This is a genomic window from Gardnerella sp. C0684A1 (genome assembly GCF_055326835.1).
The window spans coordinates 68,618-93,279 of sequence record NZ_JBLTSX010000001.1 but is presented as its reverse complement, the minus strand read 5'-3'; the positions used below and the strand labels follow the sequence as shown (position 1 = coordinate 93,279).

At 40.6% G+C, this 24,662-nt stretch carries 20 protein-coding genes, 1 tRNA gene and 1 pseudogene; 5 read left to right on the top strand and 17 right to left on the bottom strand.

The window, feature by feature from the left end:
* Positions 1 to 43: 43 nt before the first annotated feature.
* Together ACNEUN_RS00380 and ACNEUN_RS00375 are read right to left on the bottom strand one after the other, a co-directional pair.
* Positions 44 to 116, bottom strand: a tRNA-Lys gene (locus tag ACNEUN_RS00380).
* Between the two features lie 69 nt (positions 117 to 185).
* Positions 186 to 464, bottom strand: a complete 279-nt coding sequence (locus ACNEUN_RS00375) for a mycoredoxin (RefSeq protein ID WP_427875979.1) — start codon at positions 462 to 464, stop codon at positions 186 to 188.
* A 226-nt stretch (positions 465 to 690) separates the two neighbouring features.
* Between ACNEUN_RS00375 and ftsY the strand changes: the two genes are divergently transcribed.
* The 5 genes from ftsY (at position 691) to ACNEUN_RS00350 (ending at position 8,223) form a co-directional block, all read left to right on the top strand.
* Complete coding sequence (gene ftsY / locus ACNEUN_RS00370; RefSeq protein ID WP_463630090.1) at positions 691 to 1,878, top strand: signal recognition particle-docking protein FtsY; 1,188 nt, start codon at positions 691 to 693, stop codon at positions 1,876 to 1,878.
* A 167-nt stretch (positions 1,879 to 2,045) separates the two neighbouring features.
* Positions 2,046 to 4,031, top strand: coding sequence for an ammonium transporter (locus ACNEUN_RS00365; protein WP_463630088.1), 1,986 nt, complete (start codon positions 2,046 to 2,048; stop codon positions 4,029 to 4,031).
* Between the two features lie 552 nt (positions 4,032 to 4,583).
* Positions 4,584 to 5,954 carry a replicative DNA helicase gene (gene dnaB, locus ACNEUN_RS00360; RefSeq protein WP_427877642.1) on the top strand — a complete coding sequence of 457 codons (1,371 nt, stop codon included), beginning with the start codon at positions 4,584 to 4,586 and terminating at the stop codon, positions 5,952 to 5,954.
* Between the two features lie 133 nt (positions 5,955 to 6,087).
* Positions 6,088 to 7,416, top strand: coding sequence for a MurT ligase domain-containing protein (locus ACNEUN_RS00355; RefSeq protein ID WP_463630392.1), 1,329 nt, complete (start codon positions 6,088 to 6,090; stop codon positions 7,414 to 7,416).
* 27 nt (positions 7,417 to 7,443) lie between these two features.
* Positions 7,444 to 8,223, top strand: a complete 780-nt coding sequence (locus ACNEUN_RS00350; protein WP_463630086.1) for a type 1 glutamine amidotransferase — start codon at positions 7,444 to 7,446, stop codon at positions 8,221 to 8,223.
* A gap of 104 nt (positions 8,224 to 8,327) precedes the next feature.
* Here ACNEUN_RS00350 and upp read toward each other — a convergent pair whose 3' ends face one another.
* From upp to rpmH, 15 genes and pseudogenes are all read right to left on the bottom strand, one after another.
* Entirely contained in the window at positions 8,328 to 8,966 is a 639-nt protein-coding gene (gene upp / locus ACNEUN_RS00345; protein WP_427875983.1) for a uracil phosphoribosyltransferase, read from the bottom strand.
* 301 nt (positions 8,967 to 9,267) lie between these two features.
* Positions 9,268 to 9,924 (bottom strand): thymidine phosphorylase, encoded by a 657-nt coding sequence (locus ACNEUN_RS00340; protein ID WP_427877646.1) that lies wholly within the window; start codon positions 9,922 to 9,924, stop codon positions 9,268 to 9,270.
* A 46-nt stretch (positions 9,925 to 9,970) separates the two neighbouring features.
* Positions 9,971 to 11,128 carry an NUDIX hydrolase gene (locus tag ACNEUN_RS00335; protein WP_427875985.1) on the bottom strand — a complete coding sequence of 386 codons (1,158 nt, stop codon included), beginning with the start codon at positions 11,126 to 11,128 and terminating at the stop codon, positions 9,971 to 9,973.
* A 365-nt stretch (positions 11,129 to 11,493) separates the two neighbouring features.
* Positions 11,494 to 12,855, bottom strand: a complete 1,362-nt coding sequence (locus ACNEUN_RS00330; RefSeq protein WP_463630085.1) for a hypothetical protein — start codon at positions 12,853 to 12,855, stop codon at positions 11,494 to 11,496.
* A 1,129-nt stretch (positions 12,856 to 13,984) separates the two neighbouring features.
* A complete protein-coding gene (locus ACNEUN_RS00325; RefSeq protein ID WP_463630083.1) occupies positions 13,985 to 15,937 on the bottom strand; it encodes an SIR2 family protein in 1,953 nt (650 codons plus the stop codon).
* A 532-nt stretch (positions 15,938 to 16,469) separates the two neighbouring features.
* Complete coding sequence (locus ACNEUN_RS00320) at positions 16,470 to 17,306, bottom strand: zeta toxin family protein (protein ID WP_463630081.1); 837 nt, start codon at positions 17,304 to 17,306, stop codon at positions 16,470 to 16,472.
* Between the two features lie 13 nt (positions 17,307 to 17,319).
* Entirely contained in the window at positions 17,320 to 17,634 is a 315-nt protein-coding gene (locus tag ACNEUN_RS00315; protein ID WP_463630079.1) for a transcriptional regulator, read from the bottom strand.
* Positions 17,635 to 17,794: 160 nt separating this feature from the next.
* The gene (locus tag ACNEUN_RS00310; RefSeq protein WP_463630078.1) at positions 17,795 to 19,273 is read right to left on the bottom strand and encodes a ParB/RepB/Spo0J family partition protein; all 1,479 of its coding nucleotides are present in this window, start codon (positions 19,271 to 19,273) and stop codon (positions 17,795 to 17,797) included.
* Positions 19,270 to 20,223 carry a ParA family protein gene (locus ACNEUN_RS00305; protein ID WP_463630076.1) on the bottom strand — a complete coding sequence of 318 codons (954 nt, stop codon included), beginning with the start codon at positions 20,221 to 20,223 and terminating at the stop codon, positions 19,270 to 19,272. Before ACNEUN_RS00305 ends, ACNEUN_RS00310 begins: the two co-directional genes overlap by 4 nt.
* A 333-nt stretch (positions 20,224 to 20,556) precedes the next feature.
* The gene (gene rsmG / locus ACNEUN_RS00300) at positions 20,557 to 21,258 is read right to left on the bottom strand and encodes a 16S rRNA (guanine(527)-N(7))-methyltransferase RsmG (RefSeq protein ID WP_463630074.1); all 702 of its coding nucleotides are present in this window, start codon (positions 21,256 to 21,258) and stop codon (positions 20,557 to 20,559) included.
* 367 nt (positions 21,259 to 21,625) lie between these two features.
* Positions 21,626 to 22,189 (bottom strand): annotated as a pseudogene (locus ACNEUN_RS00295) (Jag family protein); the annotation flags it as partial.
* Positions 22,190 to 22,337: 148 nt separating this feature from the next.
* Complete coding sequence (yidC, locus tag ACNEUN_RS00290) at positions 22,338 to 23,351, bottom strand: membrane protein insertase YidC (RefSeq protein WP_463630072.1); 1,014 nt, start codon at positions 23,349 to 23,351, stop codon at positions 22,338 to 22,340.
* Positions 23,351 to 23,653 (bottom strand): membrane protein insertion efficiency factor YidD, encoded by a 303-nt coding sequence (yidD, locus tag ACNEUN_RS00285; RefSeq protein ID WP_427877647.1) that lies wholly within the window; start codon positions 23,651 to 23,653, stop codon positions 23,351 to 23,353. Before yidD ends, yidC begins: the two co-directional genes overlap by 1 nt.
* 7 nt (positions 23,654 to 23,660) lie before the next feature.
* Entirely contained in the window at positions 23,661 to 24,146 is a 486-nt protein-coding gene (rnpA, locus tag ACNEUN_RS00280; protein WP_427876003.1) for a ribonuclease P protein component, read from the bottom strand.
* A 21-nt stretch (positions 24,147 to 24,167) separates the two neighbouring features.
* Positions 24,168 to 24,302 carry a 50S ribosomal protein L34 gene (rpmH, locus tag ACNEUN_RS00275; RefSeq protein ID WP_004106067.1) on the bottom strand — a complete coding sequence of 45 codons (135 nt, stop codon included), beginning with the start codon at positions 24,300 to 24,302 and terminating at the stop codon, positions 24,168 to 24,170.
* Between the last annotated feature and the right edge of the window lie 360 nt (positions 24,303 to 24,662).

The window sequence follows — 24,662 nt, the reverse complement described above, 5'->3', positions numbered from 1 at the left end:
CAGACTTATACGCTCTTGGCTACGCGATTAAGATACAAAAAAGTGCCCCCTGTGGGACTCGAACCCACAACCCAAGACTTAAAAGGACTCTGCTCTGCCAATTGAGCTAAAGGGGCAACAGTGAATAAGTGTACTACATTTAAGAGACGAAATAAATTATTTACAATATTGGCGTGTTATACACATTATTTAAGCTCACCTAATGACTGAAGCTTAACTTTAATTTGTACAGCTGAAGGCTCAACCATAAACGAGTTATCGCTGAAAGTCACCACAGGAATATGCTTTTGCCCACTAATTTCGATCGCTTTTTCCTTAGCATCCTCTTCAGATTCTATGTCGTGCCATACGAATGGTACACCGTACTGATTTAACGCAGCTTTAGCTCGCCTGCAATCTCCACACCAGTCGGCTCCATATACGTGAATATTTGCACTTTTTTCTAGCTCAGTATCAGAATTCATAATTCCCCTTTATTTTTATGCACTAAGTAATGTGCTAATAAATTTTCTACTATGACGATATCAATAAAATAGTTATCTAATCAAGAAAGTTACGTACGAAAAAGCAGCAATAACCCGATTTTTTATATAGTAATCAAATTGATAATCTGCAAGCAAAATTATAAAAAACTAATAAAAACAGCTTAATTATATTGTCTCTGTACTTTGAGTCTCATATGCTTAATATATGTTTGATATGTTTAGTTTAGCTGGACTTTTTAGTGCAGAAAATTATTCCGCATGGCTGTGCGCGGCTGTAATTGTTGTAGCAGTTTGCTTTATATGCGTTGCTTATTTTAAATTCTTTTCCAAACGCAATAAAAAGAATAAAGAAAACAAAGTAAGCAAAAAAGTAGAAGATAGCGAAGAAGTAGTATCTTCTGAAGCTGAACCTAAGTTAGAGCAAAAGCCTAAGATTAAGTCAAATAATTCTACTGTAAAAATTCCAGAAAGTGCCACGTCTCGTATAAAACGTCTACGAGAACGCCTATCTAATAGCGCAAATCCTTTTGGTCGCGCACTATTCAAAATCTTAAGTAAAGATAATCTTTCAGAATCAGACTGGGAAGATGTAGAAGATACTTTACTAATGGCTGATGTTGGCACAAAAGCAAGTGAAGAACTCGTACAATCCTTGCAAAAAGATGCAAGAATTGCAGGCACTTCACAAATTGAGGATATTCACGAAGCTTTACGCACAAAGCTTTTGGATCTGGTAGGCAAAAACACTGATCGACGCTTGAACGCAGATAAGCCGGAAGCCCATCATCCAGGAGTTGTAATGATGGTCGGAGTAAACGGTACTGGCAAAACTACCACCGCTGGTAAGCTAGCACGTCTTTTTGTTGCGCAAAATCGTTCTGTAATGTTCGCTGCAGCAGATACTTTCCGCGCTGCTGCTGCAGATCAGCTTGAAACGTGGGCTGGAGAAGTTAATGTACCAGTTATTCGCGCTGAAAAAGATGGTGCAGATCCCGCTTCTGTAGCGTTTATTGCAGCCGATAAAGCAAAAGAATCCAACACAGACATACTTATTGTAGATACTGCTGGAAGATTGCAAAATAAGGCTAATCTTATGGACGAGCTTGGTAAAATTCGCAGAGTCGTAGAAAAAACTATGCCAGTTGATGAAGTTCTTCTAGTGTTAGACGCTACTACCGGACAAAATGGTATGACTCAGGCAAAAGTATTCGCAGAAGCAATCGGAATCACCGGAGTTGTACTTACTAAACTTGATGGCTCAGCAAGAGGCGGTATTGTAATAGCCGTTCAGCGCGAACTCGGAGTGCCTGTAAAATTGGTGGGTCTTGGAGAAGGACCAGATGATCTTGCTCCATTTGATCCTGAAAGTTTTGTTGATGGCATAATAGATTGATTTATTAAAAGCGAGCGCTAGTTTCGTTAGACTCTTTACTGCTTTAGATTGCAATTATGCTTATGAGCTGTAAGTATTCTAAAATCTAACGGTAGGGTTTGTAGTTACAATACATATTGTGAACGCAACGAATGCGTTTGCTACTAGTGAAAATGTTGAGGTGATATATGACTGCGATGGATCCGCAATGGGCATTATTGTTTGCCAGCGCATTGGTGTTTATTATTACGCCTGGTATTGCACTGTTTTACGGTGGACGCGAGCGCGCTACTTCTATGGTAAACATGATGATGCTTTCTGCAGGCGCTATTGCTGTAACAACATTGGTGTGGACTATGTGGGGATGGTCTCTTGCTTTTGCTGGTAAGGATAGTCTTGGCGGAGTCGTCGGCGACCCTATGAAAGGTCTACTATTTAAAGACTCTATGGTTTCTGATAATGGAGTGTTTACGTCAGTAAATGGCAATTTAGGTTTAACTGGCGGTATTCAAGCAGTATTCCACCTTGCATGTGCTGTTGTAGCCGTGTCTCTTATTACAGGAGCTTTAGCAGGACGTGTACGATACGCTATTTGGCTTATTTTCGTAGCGTTGTGGGTTACTTTTGTTTTTGCTCCTTTAGCTCACATGGTGTTTGGTGGAGGACTTCTTTCTCCAAATGGCGCAATTTCTCAAGCATTTGGTATGCAAGTTCATGATTTTGCGGGAGCTTCAGTTCTACAAATTTCTTCAGCAGTGTCTGCTTTAGCAATTGTTATGATTATTGGCGGCCACGCTCACTTCCCACTTAAACGTTTTGTTTTGCGCACTAAAACTGCAGTTTTGCAGTCTTCTGTATCTTTTGCACATGTGACTAATGTTGCAAAGCTTACTAAAGCTAGCAAAAATGGAAAATCTAATAATCAAAATCGCGCAAATGGTTCAAAGGGACGTTTATCTAAAGCATTATGGTCTGATGTAGCTAGATTGCAATCTGTTAATGCTGGCGAACAAGATGTTACTTATCCTGAAACTAAAGTTTCTAAAGCTTCTGTTATTGAGACTTCTGTAAGGCAGCCTCATAATGTTCCTTTTGTTATGTTTGGTATTTTCCTTATTTGGTTTGGCTGGATTGGACTTATTATTGGTTCTTCTTCCGGAATTTCCGGAGTAGCAGGTTACGCTTGGGTGAGTTCTACAATTACTGCTTCTGCTTCTATGCTCACGTGGGGCGTGACTGAGAGGCTGCGTTCAGGCTGCTTTAGTGCTTTAGGTGCTGCATCTGGAGTTATGGCTGGTTTGGCAGCTAGCTCTGCTACTGCTGACGTTATAGCGCCAATTTGGTCAATAATGCTTGGTGTGATCGTTGGCATTGTCACTTCGCTGATTTCGAAATCTCGCACTTTTACTCGATACGATGATACTTTGCACATTGTGAGTGTTAATGGTGTTGCAGCATTTATTGGTCTTATTGCTGTCGGCTTGTTTGGCGCTCGTAATGGCGTTTTATCTACAGGAGATTGGCATCAACTTCTTGCACAGCTTTGTCTAGTAGCTATTAGCGTGCTTTATGCTGGCGTTCTTACTTCTGTGATTGCGTTTGCGTTAGAAAAGCTTTTTGGTTGGCGTATTTCTGAGGCTAAAGAGCGTAAGGGCGTTGACTTGGTAGATCAGGGTGAGCGCGCTTATGATTTCTCAAGTATTGCTCAGTCTCGCTCTGGAGGCGTTACCGGCGCTGTGGTTGAAGTTGCTGATACTGAGGCTGGTTCTACGCAAATGGCTGTGTTAACTCCTGTTACTGTTTCTGTAGCAGATACTGCTTCTGATGCAAAAGAATCCACTATTCAGACTTCTGAAGAGCCTGATGCAACATTGGAACGTTCCGAAATGTATGAGGAGCAGCCTGAAGCCCAAGTTGAGGATAGCGAAGAAGTAGAGCATAGCGAGCCTGAAGTAAAGACTGAGACAGAAGCTGATCCTGAAACAGAATCTGAGCCTGAAACAGAAGCTGAAACTGAAGTCAAGACTGAAGCTGAACCCGACACGGATACAGAAACAGATTCAGATGCTGACCGCCAGACAGAGCCTGAATCTAATAAAAAAGCAAAAACTGATGAAAAGGCATCAAAAACGTATAAGAAGAAACCTACTAAGCCTCAAAATAATAGAAAATAGCAATAAAAAATAATAGCCGTGCGCCTTATAAAGCGTACGGCTTTTTTGTACCAAATTTCATATTTTGGCAATAATTTTACTAAATTACGCAAAAGTGACACGCACGAAGTTTACGATGTGGATAAAAAGCTGAGTTATCCACATTTTAGGCGTGTCTTTGTGTATATCCCATGAAATTATCCACATATTGGGGATAATACTGTGGATATCCTGCGGATAACTTTTCCAAATTAAATACGCAGTTTGCATTTATTAAGAATATGTGTTAGAGCAAATTAATTTTTGCGCAAATAATATTAGGAAAATTATAATGTTGCGGATCATTTTAAACATTGTATAAATTTGCTAGTAAACCATTGAAAATAGTATTCAGCAAAGTAACAAGTAAAAGATGCTGCTTCGAACATATAATTCACTCAAACGTTTATACTCGTTTTTATGACAGATAATGATATGTGGCAGTCGTCGCCCAGGAACGCAAGACTCAATGGTGCAGCAAGTAGCAACACTACTTACAGTTCAAAGACAGCGTACGGCACAAATACGCCTAACATGAATAGTTCTGAAGGTGGCGTAGGAACAACATTATTTGATCGCATACCTCCGCACGATGCTGATGCAGAAATGGCGGTTTTGGGCGGAATGCTTATGAGCAAAGATGCTATAGGCGAAGTCTCACAAGTGCTTGAAACTGCTGATTTCTATCAACCGCAGAATCAAACTATTTATGACGCAATTCTTACATTGTTTTCCGGCTCACAGCCTGTTGACGTTGTACTCGTAGCTAACGAACTAATGAAAGCCGGCAATTTAGATAAAGTCGGTGGAGCCGATTACTTACACAGTCTTGTAGCGTCTGTACCGACTGCAGCAAACGCAATGTACTACGCAGATATTGTTCATCAAAATGCTATTCTTCGTAACGTTATTGCAGCAGGAACGAAGATTGCGCAAATGGGCTATTCTGCTACAGGCGCTCAAGCTGAAGATATTGTCAATCTTGCGCAATCTGAAGTATATGAGATGAGTGCTGGTAAAGTACGTCAAGATTACGTAGCTATAGGTCCCGTTTTGCAAAATGCTTTAGATCAATTAGATAAACTGCAAAACCATGAGCTAGAGCAAGGCGTTCCAACTGGTTTCAGGGATATAGACGACGTTACACAAGGCTTACAGCCAGGACAGATGATAGTTGTTGCAGGACGTCCTGCAATGGGTAAATCAACGTTGGGTATTGATTTCGCAAGATCCGCAGCCTTGCATCATCAAATGACAGCAATAGTTTTTTCTCTAGAAATGAGCAAAGTTGAGCTAGCGCAAAGAATTATTTCTGCAGAAACTAATATTCCACTTGCTGCAATGCGAAGAGCAGAAGATATTACTCCGGATCGTTGGAATACACTTAATAATTTCTGGACTAAAATGCAAAACGCTCCGCTTTTTATAGACGACAGTCCAAATATGAGTTTGATGGAAATTCGCGCAAAATGTCGCCGTTTAAAGCAAACTAACGATTTGAAACTTGTTGTTATAGACTACTTGCAGCTTATGAGCTCCGGAAAACGCGTTGAAAGCCGTCAGCAAGAGGTTTCAGAATTTTCGCGAGCACTAAAACTTCTTGCTAAAGAACTTGAAGTGCCGGTAGTAGCTTTAAGCCAGCTTAATCGTGGTCCTGAAATGCGCAATGATAAGAAGCCGCAGCTTTCAGATTTGCGCGAATCTGGATCTATCGAACAGGATGCTGACGTTGTGTTTCTTGTGCATCGTCCTGATTTTTATAATAAAGAAGACAGGCCAGGCGAAGCCGATATTATTATGGCAAAACATCGCAACGGCCCTACAGACACGTTTAAACTAGCGTTCCTGGGTGCTACATCTAAATTTAAAGATATGCCTCAAGAGATGCAGCAACAAGGAGTGTGATGTGGGCGTGAAAAATAATTTTAAGAAATCGCGCTCAATGACTGCGCTCGCTGAAGGTACAGATGATTCAGAAAACGTATTGAATCATAGTGACGCGCGAGAAAAAATCAGGAAACGTTGGTTTAGCTGCTTTATGCCGGGAGTAGGAAAACTTGTACGCGCAGTGTCAAGAGCATTGAAACACGGCGGAAGCGCGCTCCCAGGAAAAGTAGTAGAAAAACTAGACCCAGGTTTTTTGGCAAGAACTTTAGGAAAACTACCATACGGCGTTGTGCTTGTTTCCGGAACGAACGGTAAAACAACCACTACGCGCATGATAACAACTATGCTTAGAGACGCAGGCTTGCGAGTGTTCACAAACCCTACTGGATCGAACTTTACTCGTGGCGTAGTTGCGTCACTTGTACAAGAGATGAGCGCAGTAAGCACAAAACTAAATGCGGATATTGCAGTCCTAGAGCTTGATGAAGCCTACGCAGTACATTTTGTGCGACAAATTAAACCTAAATATGCGGTTTTGTTAAATGTTATGAGAGATCAACTAGACCGTTTTGGAGAAATAGATACTACTGCAAAATTGTTAAGTAACGTTTCTAGAGAAACCGAGAAAGTGCTGGTACTAAATCGTGAAGATCCGCGAATTTCTGCACTTTCTGAAGATATTTTGCCGTCCTGTAAAGTAAAATATTTCGGCTTAGGTGACGACGTTAGAAGTATGTTCCCAACGGACGATGATTTGCACAGTAATTCTAATAAGATCGAAAATAAAAATACTTCATTCTCACGCAATCTTCCTGAAGCAGATGTGGTTTTGGCGAAAATAGAAAATCATAAAGCTGATTTCATACTTTCAGGCAAAAGAAAAACTGCCGTTATGAAACTTGACGGAGCTTACAATATTTTCAACGCGGCCGCAGCCGCAACTGTAGTTCGCGCAATTTTGGCTGAAGTTACAGGTAAAGCAGAAACTTTCAACGATGACAATATTGTTGAAGCACTAGAAAAAGTAACGCCTGCTTTTGGCAGAGGCGAAATAATTGAAGTTTCAGGTTCTCCAGTTGAATTGGTTTTAGTTAAAAATCCTATTGGCTTTAGACTTGCACTCGCTTCAGACCAGCCTGAAAATCATGACACAATGATTGCGATCTGTGACGAATACGCAGACGGAAGAGACATGAGCTGGCTGTGGGACGTTGATTTTACTTGCTTAAGTAAAACTGGAGTAGATTGTGTTTCTGGCACTCGCGCATGGGATATGGCGTTAAGATTGGAATACGATAAGGTTTCAGCAAAGAATGTTGGGACTGATTTAGAAGAAGATGTTCGTTTATTCGTTGAAGGCGATTTTTCAGGTGGAGCTAAACGCGCTAAACGAATATACTGCACGTATACTGCTATGCTTCGTGTGCGAGCTAAGTTAGCACAGCTTGCAAAAGTCAAAGACGTTGGAGTTGGAAAGTAGTCGGAAAGTAATTGGAAAGTAGTTGCTATGAGTGCTATTAGCGATAAGAACGAAACTAAAAATCGAGTTTTGAATATAGTTTCGCTGTACCCGAAAGACATGAATATTTACGGCGACTATGGCAATGTGCTTACTGTTATGCGTCGAGCGGAATTATACGGTTACAAGCCCGTGCTCCACGAGTACAACGTTGGTGATGCTTGGCCCAAGCGCGTGGATATGATTCTTGGCGGCGGCGGTCAAGATCATGGTCAAAGTAGAGTTACTGAAGATTTATTTGCGCGCGCGGATGCTATTCGTGAGCTTGCAAAAGATGGCGTTCCAATGCTTATGATTTGCGGTCTTTACCAACTTTTTGGAGAGTATTTCGAAACCATTGAGGGTCAAAAACTTAAAGGTATTGGCATACTTGGCGAGCATACTGTTGGTCAAGACGTACGCATGATTGGAAATCTTGTGGAGCATAGCGACGATTTTGGCGATATTGTGGGCTACGAGAACCATTCTGGGCGCACAAGCTTGGAGGGTGATACTCAGCCACTCGGCTCTGTTGACAGCGAAAATTGCGGAAATAATGGCGAAGATCACACGGAAGGCGCTCGCAAATACAACGTTATCGGCACTTATATGCACGGATCAGTTTTGCCGAAAAATCCGCGTTTGGCTGACTTTTTAATTCGTACTGCTGCGCAAAATCGTTACGGCGAATTTGCACCAAAGCAAACTAACTCTCAGCGTGCAGAGCTTGCGAAACTAAACGAATTAGCAGATCGCGCTCGCGAAGTCGCCATAAGTCGTCCTCGCTAAAATTTGTCCATGTTAAATACAAAATAACCTGCTGAAATCGCAAAGTGTTGCAAATCAGCAGGCTATTTTTTAGTTTCTAGTTTTCGCTTGATTTGGTGAGTATATTAGTCGATCAAACCATACAAACGATCGCCGGCATCGCCAAGACCTGGAACGATATAAGCTTTGTCGTTCAAATGCTCATCAACAGCGCAAACAACAACCTTAAAATCAATAGAAGGATCAATCTCCTTCTCCAAACGCTTCAAGCCTTCTGGAGCTGCCAAAATATTAATAGCGGTAACATCTTTAGCTCCACGCTCAGCCAAATAATGTGTAGCAGCAACTAAAGTGCCGCCGGTGGCAAGCATTGGGTCAAGAAGGAAGCACTGACGACCAGTCAAATCTTCTGGCAAACGGTTGGCATAAGTAACAATGTCGAGCGTCTGCTCGTCGCGCTTCATACCAAGGAATCCAACCTCAGCGGTTGGAAGAAGACGAGTCATGCCGTCAAGCATACCGAGGCCAGCGCGCAAAACCGGCACAACCATTGGGCGTGGTCGGTTCAAATGCTTGCCAATCATCTTGCAAATAGGAGTTTCAATCTCGCGATCGCTAACTTCCAAATTGCGAGTTGCTTCGTACGCTTCAAGGGTTACCAATTCGGAAACCAACTCGCGGAAAATGTTAGAAGGTGTATTCTTATCACGCAAAACGGTGAGCTTATGGTCCACCAGCGGATGATGTAAAACATGAAGATCCATACCTTCTAGGTTAATGCAAGCATGGCATGTAAAGCTATCGGCGTGCCGTGAGATTTATAACAAAATATAAACAAAATAACAGTTAACAAACAGTAGTTAGCTTCTAATCTCAAATATAAAACGCTGACTTGCGAAAGCGCCTGTCGGCGCAAACGCCGCTCGCAGCGGCAAAAAATGGAGCCCGGGGCTTAAGCACAAGCCAGCGTCAAACTCGAGTATACATGTTTTTAATTTTCAGCGCGCCGCATAATTCGAATCCAACTTGAATCCAAATCAAATCACAAATTTAATCACAAATAATTTACTCAAGTTTCCCTAATCGCCATAATCCTGCGCAAGTACGGAAAGTGCATGAAAGTGAATTAAGATTTGCGGAAGTGTGCAAAATATGTGCAATTTTTTCTGTATTAATCGAATTAGAATTTTGCTCATCCAACTTTTTCGCGTAAACATGCATTCCGTGCGAAATAATAGAAGTAAAAGCTGAAGCACGATAAAGCGCTACAGCAAAATCGCCGGTAAAAGCGCCGGAAAGAATAGAATCTGCAAGTCGCGCAATATCATCTCCTGTAGGAGCTTCATCAATTCCTGTAATAGCTGATGCGCTTGTGGCTTCAGGTTCGCCAAGACGCCAATATTCAGCGTAAGCCTCACGATTCTTACGCAAAGAAATACGCAATAAATAAAGTCTCCAAAGTATTCCAGGAAGGGATTCCGCTTCTGCATGATTCCACAGATCTGCAATAACTTCAATACCCTCATTTTCAACCAAATTCAGCACGCGCTCAACGATTTCTGGCGACTGCGTTTTATGCACACGGTTAAGCAGAACAGCAGCGGATGTGTGGCTAATCTCATTGACAACCTGCGGATCTGTACCGCCCTCTATTTGTGCGAGCATAGCTGGATCCATTTGCGCAGGTCTGCTTGGACGATTTGAACCGTTTGGGCTTGGCATAAAAGCAGATCTGCTTGAATGAATAGAACTTGATTGCGAATTTAAACTAGTAGACACTTGGAAGAACCTTTTCAATATCGATAATGCGAGCGCCTTTAGGAGTATTAATTATATGCAAAACTATTGCGCTTCCTGTAGGCATATATGGAGATTTTTGGCTGAGTATGCGCTTGTGTGCTCTAGGTTTTGTTATTCCTCGCAAATAATCGAAGAAAGTGCCGATAACCGGGCGGTGCAGGCATATGACAGTTGAGTTTGCATTGTTTGTAACGCTTGCATTTTGTGCATTACGCTCAAGATTTTGTATTTCGTTCACAAGAACAGACAATGTAGATTTTGGTTTTTTCTCGTGATGATCTTCGGTAAGTTCCGCAGCCTGTTCTATAGAAAGCGAAGAATCGTGCGCAAAAGCGTCGAGAGTTTCTAAACAACGCTTCCAAGGTGACGATATGATTTTATTCGGCGCATAGCAGGCAAGCTCGCGGCCTAGAGCGTATGAAGCAGCAGCACCTAGAGGTGTGATTGGTCGAGTCGCTTCGCTTCCTTGCCAAGTTTTTCGAGACTCAGCTTTTCCGTGACGCACTAAAAGCAACGTACTATATTCGACTTGCCCTTCGTGTAGCTTATCTAAGAAAGCGTCTAGCACTTCGCAGTCACTATCGTGCGTAAGCTTTTTTCGTGCTTGAGAAGGAGTAAGCCACAGTACATTGCCGATTTCAGTGGGTTTAGCAGGCTTAATTGGTCCGAAAGCAGGAAGACGCTTTGCTGCGGACGGCTTGTCAATTAAACGCATCATCCAGTAGTGGATTCGCTTTATTACTTCCGGTTGACTATTGCGGTTCTGACTGCTATCTGACGCGTTGTTTTTGGAGGATTTTTTGCCTTCGTGATCAAGCAGATATTCTATTTTAGCGATATGCGGGCCAAGCGTGACTGAATATCCTGTTTCTTCTCCAACCTCGCGAACTGCAGTGTGACGATGCGATTCGTTTTGCTCATTCTTTCCTTTTGGCCAGCTCCAATCGTCATATTTAGGACGGTAAACAAGGCAAAGCTCAAAGTCGTCATCACTAGGCTTTATTGGCTTGCTTACATTGCTACCTGTTTTTGCGTCTTCACCTGCGTTTGAGCTGTTTGTAATATTGCGCTTGCGATAAATAATTCCACCAGCTGCTTCAACGTATTGCGTCGTTACTGCACTCATATTCACTATTTTAGCGGTTTTCTTTCGCAACTTTTAGTTGTGCTTGGTTATTTATTACAATTCGCTTATTAGATATCGCAGGAGCCGGCGCCAAAATACTTGGGTTATAGATAAAAAGTAGGGCCACCATAATGGTGACCCTACAAAAGTATCTAGCAATCGGTGCAATCCCTAGTAGCACTGAATACTAGACTAAGCATTCCTACACTTAAATTCATACATCTGGCAAGTGCGCTAGCAAGAAAAGGAAATGCTCTAGCAACTAGCGTTACAAACCGGATATCGAATTGAAGTTGTGGCATAAAACTTACAGAACAACTTTGGGCTTTATGCTACGCGTTGGAATACTCACATTTAACTATTGCTTAGTGGCGGACCTTACGGACAGCAGCACCCATACCAGCAAGAACAGAAGCAGCCAAAGCAGTCAAAGCAATAGCAGCACCGGTCTTAGGAAGGTTCTTACCAGCCTTATCCTTACCCTTCTCAACAGTAATCTTACCCTGCTTATCAGCCTTCTTATCAGCAGCAGCAGCGGCAGGAGCCTTAGCAGCCTCAGCCTTCTGAACAGCCTTCTGAGCAGCAGCACCGAACTTACCAGCCAAAGCATCAGCATAAATCTTCTGAGCCTGAGCAAGCTGTGGGAAAGCAGGAGACAATGGGTCAACAGCAGTCACAGAAGGAAGCAAAGCAGGATTCACACCCAGCTTGATTGCAGCATTGTAAGCCTCATCATAAGCATCCTTAGCAGCATTGTAAGCAGCCTGAGCAGCCAAATCAGCAGTCTTAGCATCATTGAAATCAGCTAAAGCCTTGTTGAAAGCAGCAGTAGTACGAACTACATGAGCATCAGCACGATCAACAGCCTCTTTCAAGCTCTTCAACTTAGCAGAATCATTCACGCCAGAAGCCTCAAAATCAGACAAATTCTGAGCAGCAACAGCAGCAGCCTTATTAGCAGCATCAAGCTCAGCCTTAGCAGCAGTCAAAGCAGCAGCAGCCTTAGTATAAGCTTCCTTCTTCTCAGCAAAGTTGTGCGAAGCAGCATCAACATCTACCTTCTTAGAAAGAACATTCTTAATAGCCGCTTCCTTAGAACCTGGCTGAGCTGGGGTAACAGGTGGATTCTGTGGATCCTGTGGCTTGGAATCCTTGCACTGAGCCTTATCAAGATCAGCCTTAGCAGAAGTTAACTCAGCCTTCTTCTCAGCAAGTGTATCATTAGCAGCCTCAAGCTCATTAGAAGCAGTATTACGTGCAGCCTGAACATCAGCTACAGTATCATACTTAGCCTGATCAGTAGCATCCTTACCTTCGATTGCCTTGTAAGCATCCTTCAAGCCCTTCTTAAGAGCATCTGCAGCATCATCCTTAGCCTTCTTAAATGCGTCTTTTTGCTCCTGAGAATACTTATTAGCATCAGTAGTAGTAGCAAGAGTGTACTTTGCAGAAGCCTCTTCACTATCCTTGTTAAGCTTCTTCACAGCAGTATACTGAGCAGCAGCAGCATTAACCTTAGCCTGTGCTTTTCTAGCAGCAGCAGCAGCAGTATGCTCAGCAGTAACAGCAGCATCATAAGCAGCCTGTGCAGCATCAACCTTAGCCTGGTCAACAGTGCAGGTTTCCTGCTTTGGAGCAGTCTCAGCGAAAGCTGGAGCGGCGAATGCCATACCGGAGAGGAGGGTGGCGCCAGCAGCGAATGCGGCGATAGCCTTCTTATTCAACATAATAATTTCCTTTCTTCTTCTCCTTCGTGCTAGGAACACGAAGAAAATTTGCAACACGAATTACCATTTCTGGCCTCATCCATCTATGTAGGATTCGGATTCGTGTTTAGCATCAGCCAAACTAGGACTCTGGTTGATACCTGCAATTAAGATACCCCCCCCCCGTTTGAAAAAGTCAAGAGGCAACCTAAGCATCACTACAGTAAAATATACGAAAATCTGCTAAAGAAAATACGATAATCTAACCATATGCTGTAAAAAGTATTGTTATAAGTAGTTTTTTACTATAAAAAATACGTTTTTAAGAAATTTTAAGATTTTTCCCAGGAAACTCTCAGGAAACTCGCGCATACCCTACCCGAGCTTCCATAAAACGTTGCAAAACCGCCACTTTCGCGCGACACACCGATACCCCCTCCAAACACGATACTCACCTCTCGCAAATGGAGCGACATACGATGATAAACCCTCCATTCACGAGAACCATCTCTCGCAAATGGAGCAAAACACAGACGACAACCCCTCCAAATGCGAGACAGTTCTCTCACGATTGGAGCAAAAAGTAATGTATACAGCTCCAATTACGAGAACTATCTCTCACAAATGGAGCGGTAGACAATGATAAACCCTCCAAACACGAGACAGTGCTCTCACGATTGGAGCAAAACACAGACGACAACCCCTCCAAACGTGTTCTAACGCTCGCGCTATAAGCGCTCGCTACGAAACTCGCTTAGGTTGGAAGTCCACTGGACTTCCAACCTAAGCGAGTTTCCGCTCCGAGTTGCTTTCGCGCGCTAAATCGCAGCGCTCAAGCAGGTCGTCGCGCCCGCAAATGGAGCAGAATGCAGGCCGACACCCTCCAAATGCGAGACAGTTCTCTCACGATTGGAGCAATAAACCTAAGCTAAACCTCCAAACGCGAGACGAGGCTCTCGCATTTGGAGAACTGCGCAACAACAAAACCTCCAAACGCGGGCGCGACGACATGCTTGAGCGCGCATTAATAATTTTGGCAGTCAATAGAAAATGTCGATAACATCGGACGATTATATGTTTTCGACAAATCTACCCCACATTCTGTCGATTTATCTTCTTCTGCAATCGATTTAAATTTTATATATGACTTTTATTTGCTATTTTTCAAAAATAAACCCTCTCGTTTTCCTATGCGCAAAAGCGTTTTCTTCAAACTTTCTGGAGTAATATTTTCGATGGATTCAGATAGCAATTCTTTTTCTTCATCACTAATTGTCAAATCCGCACAATCATTTATAAGAGACTTCTTTTTAAAAATATCTTTCACAATGTTCAAAGTATTATCATTTTCCTTAGCTTCTTCTAAAGATTTATTGACATCTTCATCCCTATGAATAATAGACAATGCGCTCAAATTACTGCCTATAGTTCCAACGATTTTAACCATATGCTCATACTCATCTTTATTGTATGGATATAATCTGCAGAGATACTTACAAGTTCCACTCATTGTTTCGTGATTACCTATAGCCTTAGCTCTTGCCAATAAACTTCTAAGTTTTCTTTTTGTACGTTCCTTTAAAAATGGAATTTTACAGTCTATTGCCAAAGACCTAAGTTCACATTCTTGTGCAACGACTTCGTTATTCTTATACAATTCTTTATCACGAATAAACATGCTATTCAAAAGTGCAAAACGGAACCTAACAAAAAGCCATAAACCGTATTTTCTTCTTAATAACGGCACTTTTAAAAAAAGGCTCGATGGAACACGCATTTGCAACGAAGACACATATTCGATTTTTGACTCTGCTAAATATTCACGTCTGTCTCTAGATGACAATCTGTATTTCTTTGCTGCTTTCTTTAGTTCTTTCGCAAATTGACGATAGTCATTAAAATTCGCACTTTCTCTTGCAAAGGAAATCTTCGCTTTTAGCAATATAATTTTTTCTTTGCTAGTTAATTCTTCGCATTCCTTAATCAATTTTTTGATCATATATCCTAAATCTTTATTTTGCCCAGTTCTTTGCAAAAGCAACATCCAGAATATTTCTTCATTAAAAGATATATTTTCCGCATAAATTTTTGACTCAATTTCTTTTAAAAATTTTTCTTTTTTCTCCGGAGAAACTGATTCGTGCTCATCGCGTCGTTCATTAATATGCATAATACGATTAATACGATTAACAATCTTACTGCCGCCATCAAAAGTTGATAACACACCCATCAACTCATCTTTCATATCGGATGGATATCCTGTTATCGTGACTACATTATGCAATGATGAAGCATTGTCTTCTGTTTGCTTATCAATTCCACCTTTTTTAGGATTTCCAACCGTCCAGAAAAATTTTCTGTCCTCATAATGACTATTTCGCAAAATAGGAAAATAATCCGCGTCTCTTCCGCTATATCCCCAAATACACACGTCATGCGTCTTAATATTTCTTTCTACATAATCTGCAAAATCGCTTTTTTTGGAAATATCTGACATTGTTGTTGCAATATCATCTCTTGTTACTGCATTCCCTGAATTTTCTCTTAAATTTCCATGCAATTTACAGATTACTACTTGTGATTCAACTGATTTATCAGTTGGACGATTAACATAAACATGATAGGGCAACCTAAGTTTTTCGCAAGCTGACTCGAACATTTTATCATAATTCATGGTAAAAATTGGAACCTTTGCAAAATATGAATAAGCTACTATAAAATAATGTATTATATTGGGTTGCGGTGTATAGTCCTCCGTGAAATGGTCTCTTTTAAGACAATTCCACATCTCTAAAACGCGGTCATCCCCTGTACATTCCAGTAATACCGAATAAAATAATTCTGGTTGAACTACTTCACAAATATAATCTTTACGAGACATTTCTCTTTTTGGAACACATTGGGGAACAAACGTATAACATTTATCAAATCCCACCAAGAATTTATTACAAGTATGTTGTAAGACATCATAAACTTTTGCAACCCCAGATTCAATGCTGATCCCTGATCCAGTAAAAAATAAACCTCTTTTTCCAATCAAACAATCAAGCAATTCATTTTTATTGTTTTCATTACTATCTTCAGATGCATTCTCATTCACCATCACAATCTCCTTTGATAAAATTTTGATAATAATTTAAATCTTTTAACTTTTATGAAAAATACAAAATTTATAAAAGAAAAACTTCACTGTTAACTTTCTTCTATATAAGTTATACTCATTATTTTACTTTTCGCAAGAGTCTTTATGTATTGAATCGGCATCATTCTTAATTCGATTTTTAATTTATTTAGATTTGAAACAATACCGTTTGTGATACTAACTCACGATGCTTTCCATAAATAAGCATTCCCTACAAACCAAGAACCATACCAGACGAAACACCGACACCCCCTCCAAACACGAGACAATCCTCCCACGTTTGGAGCAAAAAGTAAGGTAGACAGCTCCAATTACGAGAACACTCTCTCTCGCGATTGGAGCTGAAAACGACGATAAACCCTCCAAACACGAGACAGTGCTCTCACGTTTGGAGCAAAATTAATCGCAAATTCAATCAAGGCTATAAAACTAGCACAAAAGTAAAAGTAAAATCGCCTCATCTAATATAATCTAATGTACTGCGATGCAAAATTTATAAATAACCTTGAATAAAATGCGAATACAAAGGACACATCAGCGAACCCATTTTGGATTTTATAGTATTCTTTTTACGTAATTTTCTTAAATAGTTAATAGAACTTATTAGCATAAAATATTCAGATAATCTCCACTTGCCAAAAAGTATTTTATTTAACACATCCGCAGCAGACTTGCTGCTATTATCTAACTCAGAATAAATACATTTTTCATCACGTGTATAAATTTCAATATTTTCAAAATAATTATCAGATTCTAGTACACGCAAATTTTTAACTATACTTTTTACAATCCCATCATGATGTGAACGAGGAGTAAATCGTGCAGTTGTTGAATCATTGTAATATTGCTCTTCGTAACGCACTAATGTGCTAATAAACGACAGCTCTGGCTTAACTGCAAGAACAGCAAGACTTAAACCATAGCCTTTAGAATACAACATTTTTGCAGTATTTTTAGGCGCTTCTACTGTACGTAAAGTACCTTCCACAAGAAGGTTATAATGTCTTTTGCTTAATTCTTCTACAACAGCCTCAACCATCCTACCAGCAAACGCCTGCGTATATTCTACACTATTCTTTCCATAGCGTTTTATTAATTCATGATAATGAGGATGCAAAGTACGATAACTATCACCGTCAATTATAATGATGTTCCCATCAAACTTCTTTTGCATAATCCTATGAATTGTTGTTTTACCAGCACCACTTTGTCCACCAAGTAATACAGCCTTAGGATTTTCAGATGTACCTTTATTAATAGTTAAATCATGAATATTATCTTGCAGAATATTATTAAAATCATCATCGTCAAGAGTTGATAAATCTAACATATCAATATCCTAACTAGCTATTCAAAAAAGTTTTCTCAACGTCGTCAAGCTGTTTATTGCACTTTTTAAGATCATCAAATGATGAAATAAGATAAACCTTAGTATTAACTAAATCAGAAAGCTTATTACTTGCCTGGATTGAGGCATTAGAAGCATCATTAATCGAAATACCATTCTTCTTTTGATAACGATGTAGCTCGCCAAGAACAGCCGCTCCTCGTTCTTTAAATAACTCAATACCTAAAGTAAGCTTATAATTCTCAAGTGGAGATAAACGCTTGTTCTTAGCCATATTCTTTGATAAACCTAACAAATTTTTACCATTCATTTTTAACCTTCCTTAATACAATTAAGAGAATTGTACCACTTATTGAAGTAAGAATTTATGAGAGTGATAACAATGCTGCAGTACTGTCATCTACTGCAGAAGCACTGTCACGCTACTGCAACACCACGCTACCGCACTACCGCACTACCGCACTACCGCACTACTGTCCAATAAGAATGTCGACAATTCGATTCATATCTTCAGGAGACGAGAACACTATTTCTATGCGACCGTGATTCTCACTACCTTTGATAGACACTTTCGTCTCGAATTTTGTTTCAAGTTTCTTGCGTATAGGTGATGCAGCCCAGCGGTCGTTTCTTTGTCTGCGCGAACGCACCTGATTGCCACTCGCCTCATTATTTTTCATCGATACGATTTCTTCAGTGCTTCTTACAGATAATCCTTCAGTAATAATGCGCTGGGCAAGAGATTCCATTTCTTCTGGATTATCTAATCCGAGAAGTGCACGAGCGTGACCAGAAGATAATACTCCTGCAGAAACATGCTTTTGCACTGAAGCTGGAAGATTTAGTAATCGCAACATGTTGGCAATTTGTGGACGCGACTTCGAAACAGACTTTGACAACTGCGCTTGAGTTAAACCGAAATCGTCAATCATTTGCGCGTACGCTGCAGCCTCTTCCAATGGATTTAACGCCACGCGATGCAAGTTTTCCAAAAGTGCATCACGGAGCATATCCTCGTCGGCTGTGGTTTTCACTATTGCAGGAACCACTTCTAATCCAGCTAGCTGCGATGCTCTCCAACGGCGTTCACCCATAATCAGCTCGTAATGTGCCGTTTCTTGTTCGTCGTTGATTTTTCTCACGACTATTGGCTGCAGAACACCCACCTCTTTTATAGATGCAGCAAGTTCACGCAACTCTTCTTCATCAAAAACAGTACGTGGCTGCTTTGAATTTGGCACTATATCTAACGGCTTTATGTATTCTAAATAACCACCTTTAATTGGTTTTAAACCTTGATCTTCCGCAGTTGTATCAGCATTTTCAGCAGATGCTTCAGAATTTGTCGTGTTATTTAGTGAATTTCTGTTGCTATTATCTTCAGCTTCGTTTTCTTCTTTTCGTTGATTTTTTGATACATTATCACCGAAGAAAAGATCCATTGGACGCACTACATCATTGAAAGATGGTACAGTTGCTCGTTTAATTGATCGAGTGTGTTTTGTACTTAAATAATCACCCGTTTCACGTGAAACATGCGAATATTGCTCTTCATTTGTACCATTGTTACCATTTGCGTCATTTTTATCTTTATGCGGAGCAATTGCTTGTTTTATGCTTGGCATAATAGTTTCACGTGAAACATGTTGCGCTTTTTGAGAAATTTTTTCTGAATTTTTTGCAGATACACTATTAGAATCTGTATCATAATTATCTACAGTTTCACGTGAAACATAAGCTTCATTTTTACGTGACTCATTCTTATACGACTCATCTTTATGTAAATCATCGTCACGAGACTCAGTTTCAGCACTATTGACGTTTTCCTGCAATGTCGACTTGGTTTCAACGTCAGCTTGAGGAGCAACAGCAGCTAAATCGTCTTCTCCTGGCAGCGTTGGGAACAGAGCACCCAAACCTTTACCTAAACGAGATTTGGTTGAACTCATTTTTCATTCCCTTTCTGTCTTACAGCAATATTTGCTAACACTGTTTCTGATCTTTGAGCAATTTCTAAAGCGGCTTCCCTATAAGATACAGCACCTGTTCCATGTGAATCATAACTTATTACAGTTTTCGCAAAGCTTGGCGCTTCTGAAATTTTTACTGTTCGCGGAATTGTAGTTTCAAGCACAATATGCGGATAATGTTGCTTAACTTCTTGGAAAACTTCGCGACTCAAAAGCGTTCGCCTATCAAACATAGTAACTAACATTGTAGAAACTACTAGCGAAGGATTGTAATGCTTTTGCACAAGACCAATCGTATTAATAAGCTGACCTAATCCTTCAAGGGCATAATATTCAGCTTGAATTGGTATTAGCATTTCCTTCGCCGCACACATGGAATTAATAACAAGCAATCCTAATGACGGAGCACAATCAATAAAAACGTAATCATAGTGTTCATCACTATTATTTAAAAACTCAAGTAGTGCATTCTTCAGAAGATTGTTGCGATCCTGCATTTCCGCAACTTCCAGCTCAGCTCCACTTAAGTCAATAGATGCTGGAACTACATCAATACCATCAACATCCGGACATGGTTGTTTTACTTCCGAAACTGTTTTACGACCCTCAAGAACGTCATAAACTGAGAGATTTCCGGAAGCATGCGGCACGTTAAGAGCTGTAGACGCGTTGCCTTGCGGATCCATATCAATTACGAGAACTTTGCAACCACCAACTGCCATAGCTGCAGCTAGATTCACGGTAGAACTTGTTTTACCAACTCCACCTTTCTGATTTGCAACAGCAATTATTCTCGTATCAGAAGGTTTTGGATAAACTACGCCCTCTAGAGCGTGATATCTTGTAGTGACATCCGCTAATTCGTTACCTAACGAAGATGGTGAATCTCCAAAAATACGTTTAATGGTTTCCGCAGCTGATTCCACCATTTTGTATCACCCCCGCCCTCTTTTTTACAACCATGTAGTGTCAAGTTTCTATTCTTCTATGGACATAAAACACGTAAAAATAGCATGCTGTTTCACGTGAAACAGAATAAATTTAAATAAAAATAACAGCTTTTAAATCGAAAAGAATCATATAATAAATTCTCAAAATTTACGAAAAAGTTCATAATAAAAAATAATAAAATAATAAAAAGCAAAACCACATTAAAACTGATGAATATTCAGATGCATAAAATGGATATGTTTCACATGAAACAATACTCAAAACGTAAATATAAAATTACGAATCTTGTACATTAAAAATGTTTTAGCAAATTACGCTTTGTCGACTATCACAACTGACGTTGATTGCAAACCAGGTCCAACAGGAGCTTCAACTACACGAGGATTTAATCCACCAGCTTTGCGAATCATTTTCGCCGCCTTTTCGATCTCTGCTGCTGCAGATTTACCTTTTAATGCTACTAACTGACCATGCGTTTTTAAAAGTGGGATCGTCCACGCAGCTAATTTTGTCATTGGAGCTACAGCGCGGCATGTTACAGCATCAAAAGCAGGTATTTCGTGAGATTTTACTTTTTCTATTACTTCGTCAGATCTTCCGTGGAAAATAGTTACGTTATTTAATTCCATAAGTTTTACGCACTCATCTAACCACGCAACTCGTCTTTCCATCGGCTCAATCAAAGTTACTTGTACTTCAGGTAAGCAAGCAGCTAATACAATTCCAGGGAAACCTCCACCGCTGCCGACGTCTGCCACACGTTTTTTATTACTTTTCTTCGTAATTTCATCAATAAAAGGTACAACTGCTGCAGAATTTAATATGTGTCTTTCCCACAAAATACCCATATCTCTAGGCCCCACTAGACCTCTAATTAATCCTTCTTTCTGAAGTTTCACGTGGAACATTGTGCATTTCGGAAGCGCATCTCCTAAGATTTCTTGCAATATTGGGGAAGATTCTAGCTCATCAGCTACATTTTCTATAGGTTCAGCAGATTCACTAACTTCCATTTGATGCACTCCTTAACAAAAACACAAAAACAAAAAGTAACATAATAAAACATTTTTGTTCTATCGTGTTACTTTCTGTTTAAATTTATAAATATCATCCGTGAAGTAAGCAAAATTAACAAAGCAAATAAAACAACTCAGCAAAAGTAGCGAGTACTATTTATTTTTACTTTCCGTTTTCTGTTTCGCTTATTGCCTACTATCGCTCATCATCAATGGAATCTGCATCTGCATCATAGTCAGCATCTTCCAAATCTGAATCATCCGAATCATCTTCATCATCTGCATAATCGTCATCCACGTCGTCAACATCATCATCGTCAACGTCGCGCTCATCATACAAATCATCAACATTCATATCAGCGTCATCAACAACGTCAATGTCATCCACATCCACGTCGTCAACATCATCAACATCGTCATCTAAATTATCAACGGCATTTGCAGACATATAAACAGTTACATAACGATGCGGCTCTTCACCATGAGACCTAGAGCGCAAACCTTCCTCACGCACAGTATCGTGAATAATCTTACGCTCAAACGAGTTCATCGGCTTCAAATTCACAGCTTCACCGGTTTCTCGAACGTCATCCACAGCATCCAGCGCAATATCGCGAAGCCTTTGGCGCTTACGCTTCAAGAAGCCATCCACATCAACAATTAAATGAGACCTATCACCAGTCTTTTGTTGCACAGCGAGACGACTAAGCTGCTGAAGCGCGTCTACAACTTCCCCGTTTCTACCAATCAAATGACGAATATCTTCATCATCATCCGCAACAATCTGAATCATAGGGCGATTATTGCGAATACCCATCTCAATATCACCATCATAATCGGCAATATCAAGCAAACCCTCTAAGTAGTCCGCAGCGATATCAGCTTCTTCGTTGAGCTGATTTATGCTTTTCTGCTCTTCTTGTGCCATCGCTTACTCCTTACGTTTCTACACTTACTCTTAACGTGATATTCACGCATTCTCACTGCACATACTGAACTACAGTGTAGCTGACAATACAGTCAAACAAACACTGTAGTCAGTATTTACAAGCAATTATTAAAAGCAATTATTAAAACTACTTTTTAGTACCCTTACGCTTACGCTGTGGTTGCTTACGCTGGAATCCTTCCACTTCCCTGCGTTCTGCTTCCTCACGCGCTTTCTGAAGCTTTTCTTCCTCAAGAGAAGGCAAACCTTCACGCTTTCTACGTGCATTTTCTTTCACATAATCTCGTTGCTCTTTCTCAATAGCAGCTGGAGATCCAGGCGTTGGGAATGTATAAACCTGCCAGATAGAGCGAAGCATATTAACAATATTGTTTGCTAACCAGTAAACAAGCATTGCGAATGGAAGCGCAAAAGCAGAGAACACATAAATCAGTGGGAAGCCCCACATCATAAGTTTTTGAACCTTATACTGGCTACCTTGCATAGATTCAGGCGGTAAATTCTTGCGAATATTATTAAACTGCATATACCACATTGCAGCACACATAAGCACCACAAACGTGACTATAACAGCCTTTCCGCCGCCATCTACTGTCATAAACGTATCCGAGACTCCTACGCCAAACAAATGCGTTTTAACAAACTGTTTTGCAGTAGAAATATCAAACGCACCGAATGCAGCGTGCTTTCCTCTAGCAATAAATGGTATTAAAGAAAGCGTGTACCAAATACTCATGAATGCTGGGCCTTGGATCATCATAGGAAGGCATGATCCTGCAGGATTAGCATTGCTATCCTGGTAAAGCTTCATCATTTCCCTGCGCATAGCTTCTTTGCTTGCAGGGTCGTTTTTACCTTTGTATTTTTGCTGGATTTTCTTTACTTTTGGAGCGATTGCTTGCATTTGTCGCATTCCCTTAATGCTTTTAATAAAAGCTGGGAAAATGCATGCGTGAACTACTAGCACCAAAAATACTATCGACAAAATCCAAGCGGCACCAACTTCGTTCATGCCAAGAAGAGTTAAGAATTTATGGAATAAAACCATAATTTGAGTCATCAACCACTCAATTGGCGTCAAAATCTTGTAGAACCAGCCTATAAAGCCGTTGTCAAGCATAAAATGATCTTGATTAAACATCAGTTTTCCTTGTCCTCACCAGCCAAGGGAGTTAGCCGTGGCTCTTCATGCGCCTTTGACCAAGCGCAACGGTAAAAAATTGAATATTTTTGTGGTACGTCGTCAATACTACAACTTGTCCAAGGTCTGCAGCGCAAAAGTCTTAGCACTGCAAGTAAACCGCCTCTGCAAATACCAAAACGCGAAACAGCTTCAATCGCATATTGTGAGCACGTTGGATAGTAACGGCAGCAAGCTGGCCTATTCGCAGAAATTTTGCGTTGATACCATCTAATAGCTCTTATAGCAGCTTTTGCTGCCATACTGCGATTATGACGCGTCTTCTTTGTGATTATGCTCATCTGTACCTGCCGCAACGCTACTTATCTTCTTGAAAAGCTTCTCGATTTGTAAACGTAACGAATCAAACGAAACTTCCGCTGCAGTTGGCTTTGCGCGTAAAATAACGTCACAGTTTTGCGGCAAAAGTAATTCGAATTCTTTAGCAATCACTCGCAGGCGTCGCTTCACTTTGTTGCGAACTACAGCCTTACCTACTGATTTAGATACAGCAAGACCTAGCCTTCGCGCCAAACTTTTTTGCTGTTCCTGCGTTAGGGTATCAGAAAAAGCCGCGGGATTACTACTTACTAAACCCGTGGCAGATTCTAATTTTACGCTTCTATCCTCGTTAAGTGCGTTACTTACGGCTATATCGCCACGCATTACATAATGCGCGACGATATCCCGCGAACTCACTTTGCGTCGTTTTTTAAGTACCGCGACGAAATCGCGATGGCTTTTCAGCCTTTCCATGCTTTACGACGCTACCCTAACTCAGGCAGACAGCGACTTACGGCCCTTGGCGCGACGACGATTAATCACTGCGCGGCCAGCACGCGTACGCATACGAACGCGGAAGCCGTGCTTCATGTGACGACGACGGTTATTTGGCTGGAATGTCCTCTTCATAACTAATGCTCCTGTATTCAGCCACGCAAAAGCATGGCCCCGTATGAGTCAAGCTCTACTAAAATACTCTTACCCCTCACCAAGAGTCAAATTATTATCAGTTGTACACAATTGAGTTAGAAGTTAAATATTAAAAATATTTTTCTATTTCACATTTTCTTCACAAAAATAAGTGTTACTTAATCCTTGAAAAATAGCGGTATTCCTCAAATATATTTATCCACAAATTACACACATGTTATTCACATTTGAGTATTTTCAACACGCTAGGCTGTGGATAACTTCTTAGGGTTGGAGTAAACATATTCTACTGGTTACTTTTATGCACTAGGATTGTGAAGGAAAAATTTTTCCGCACTA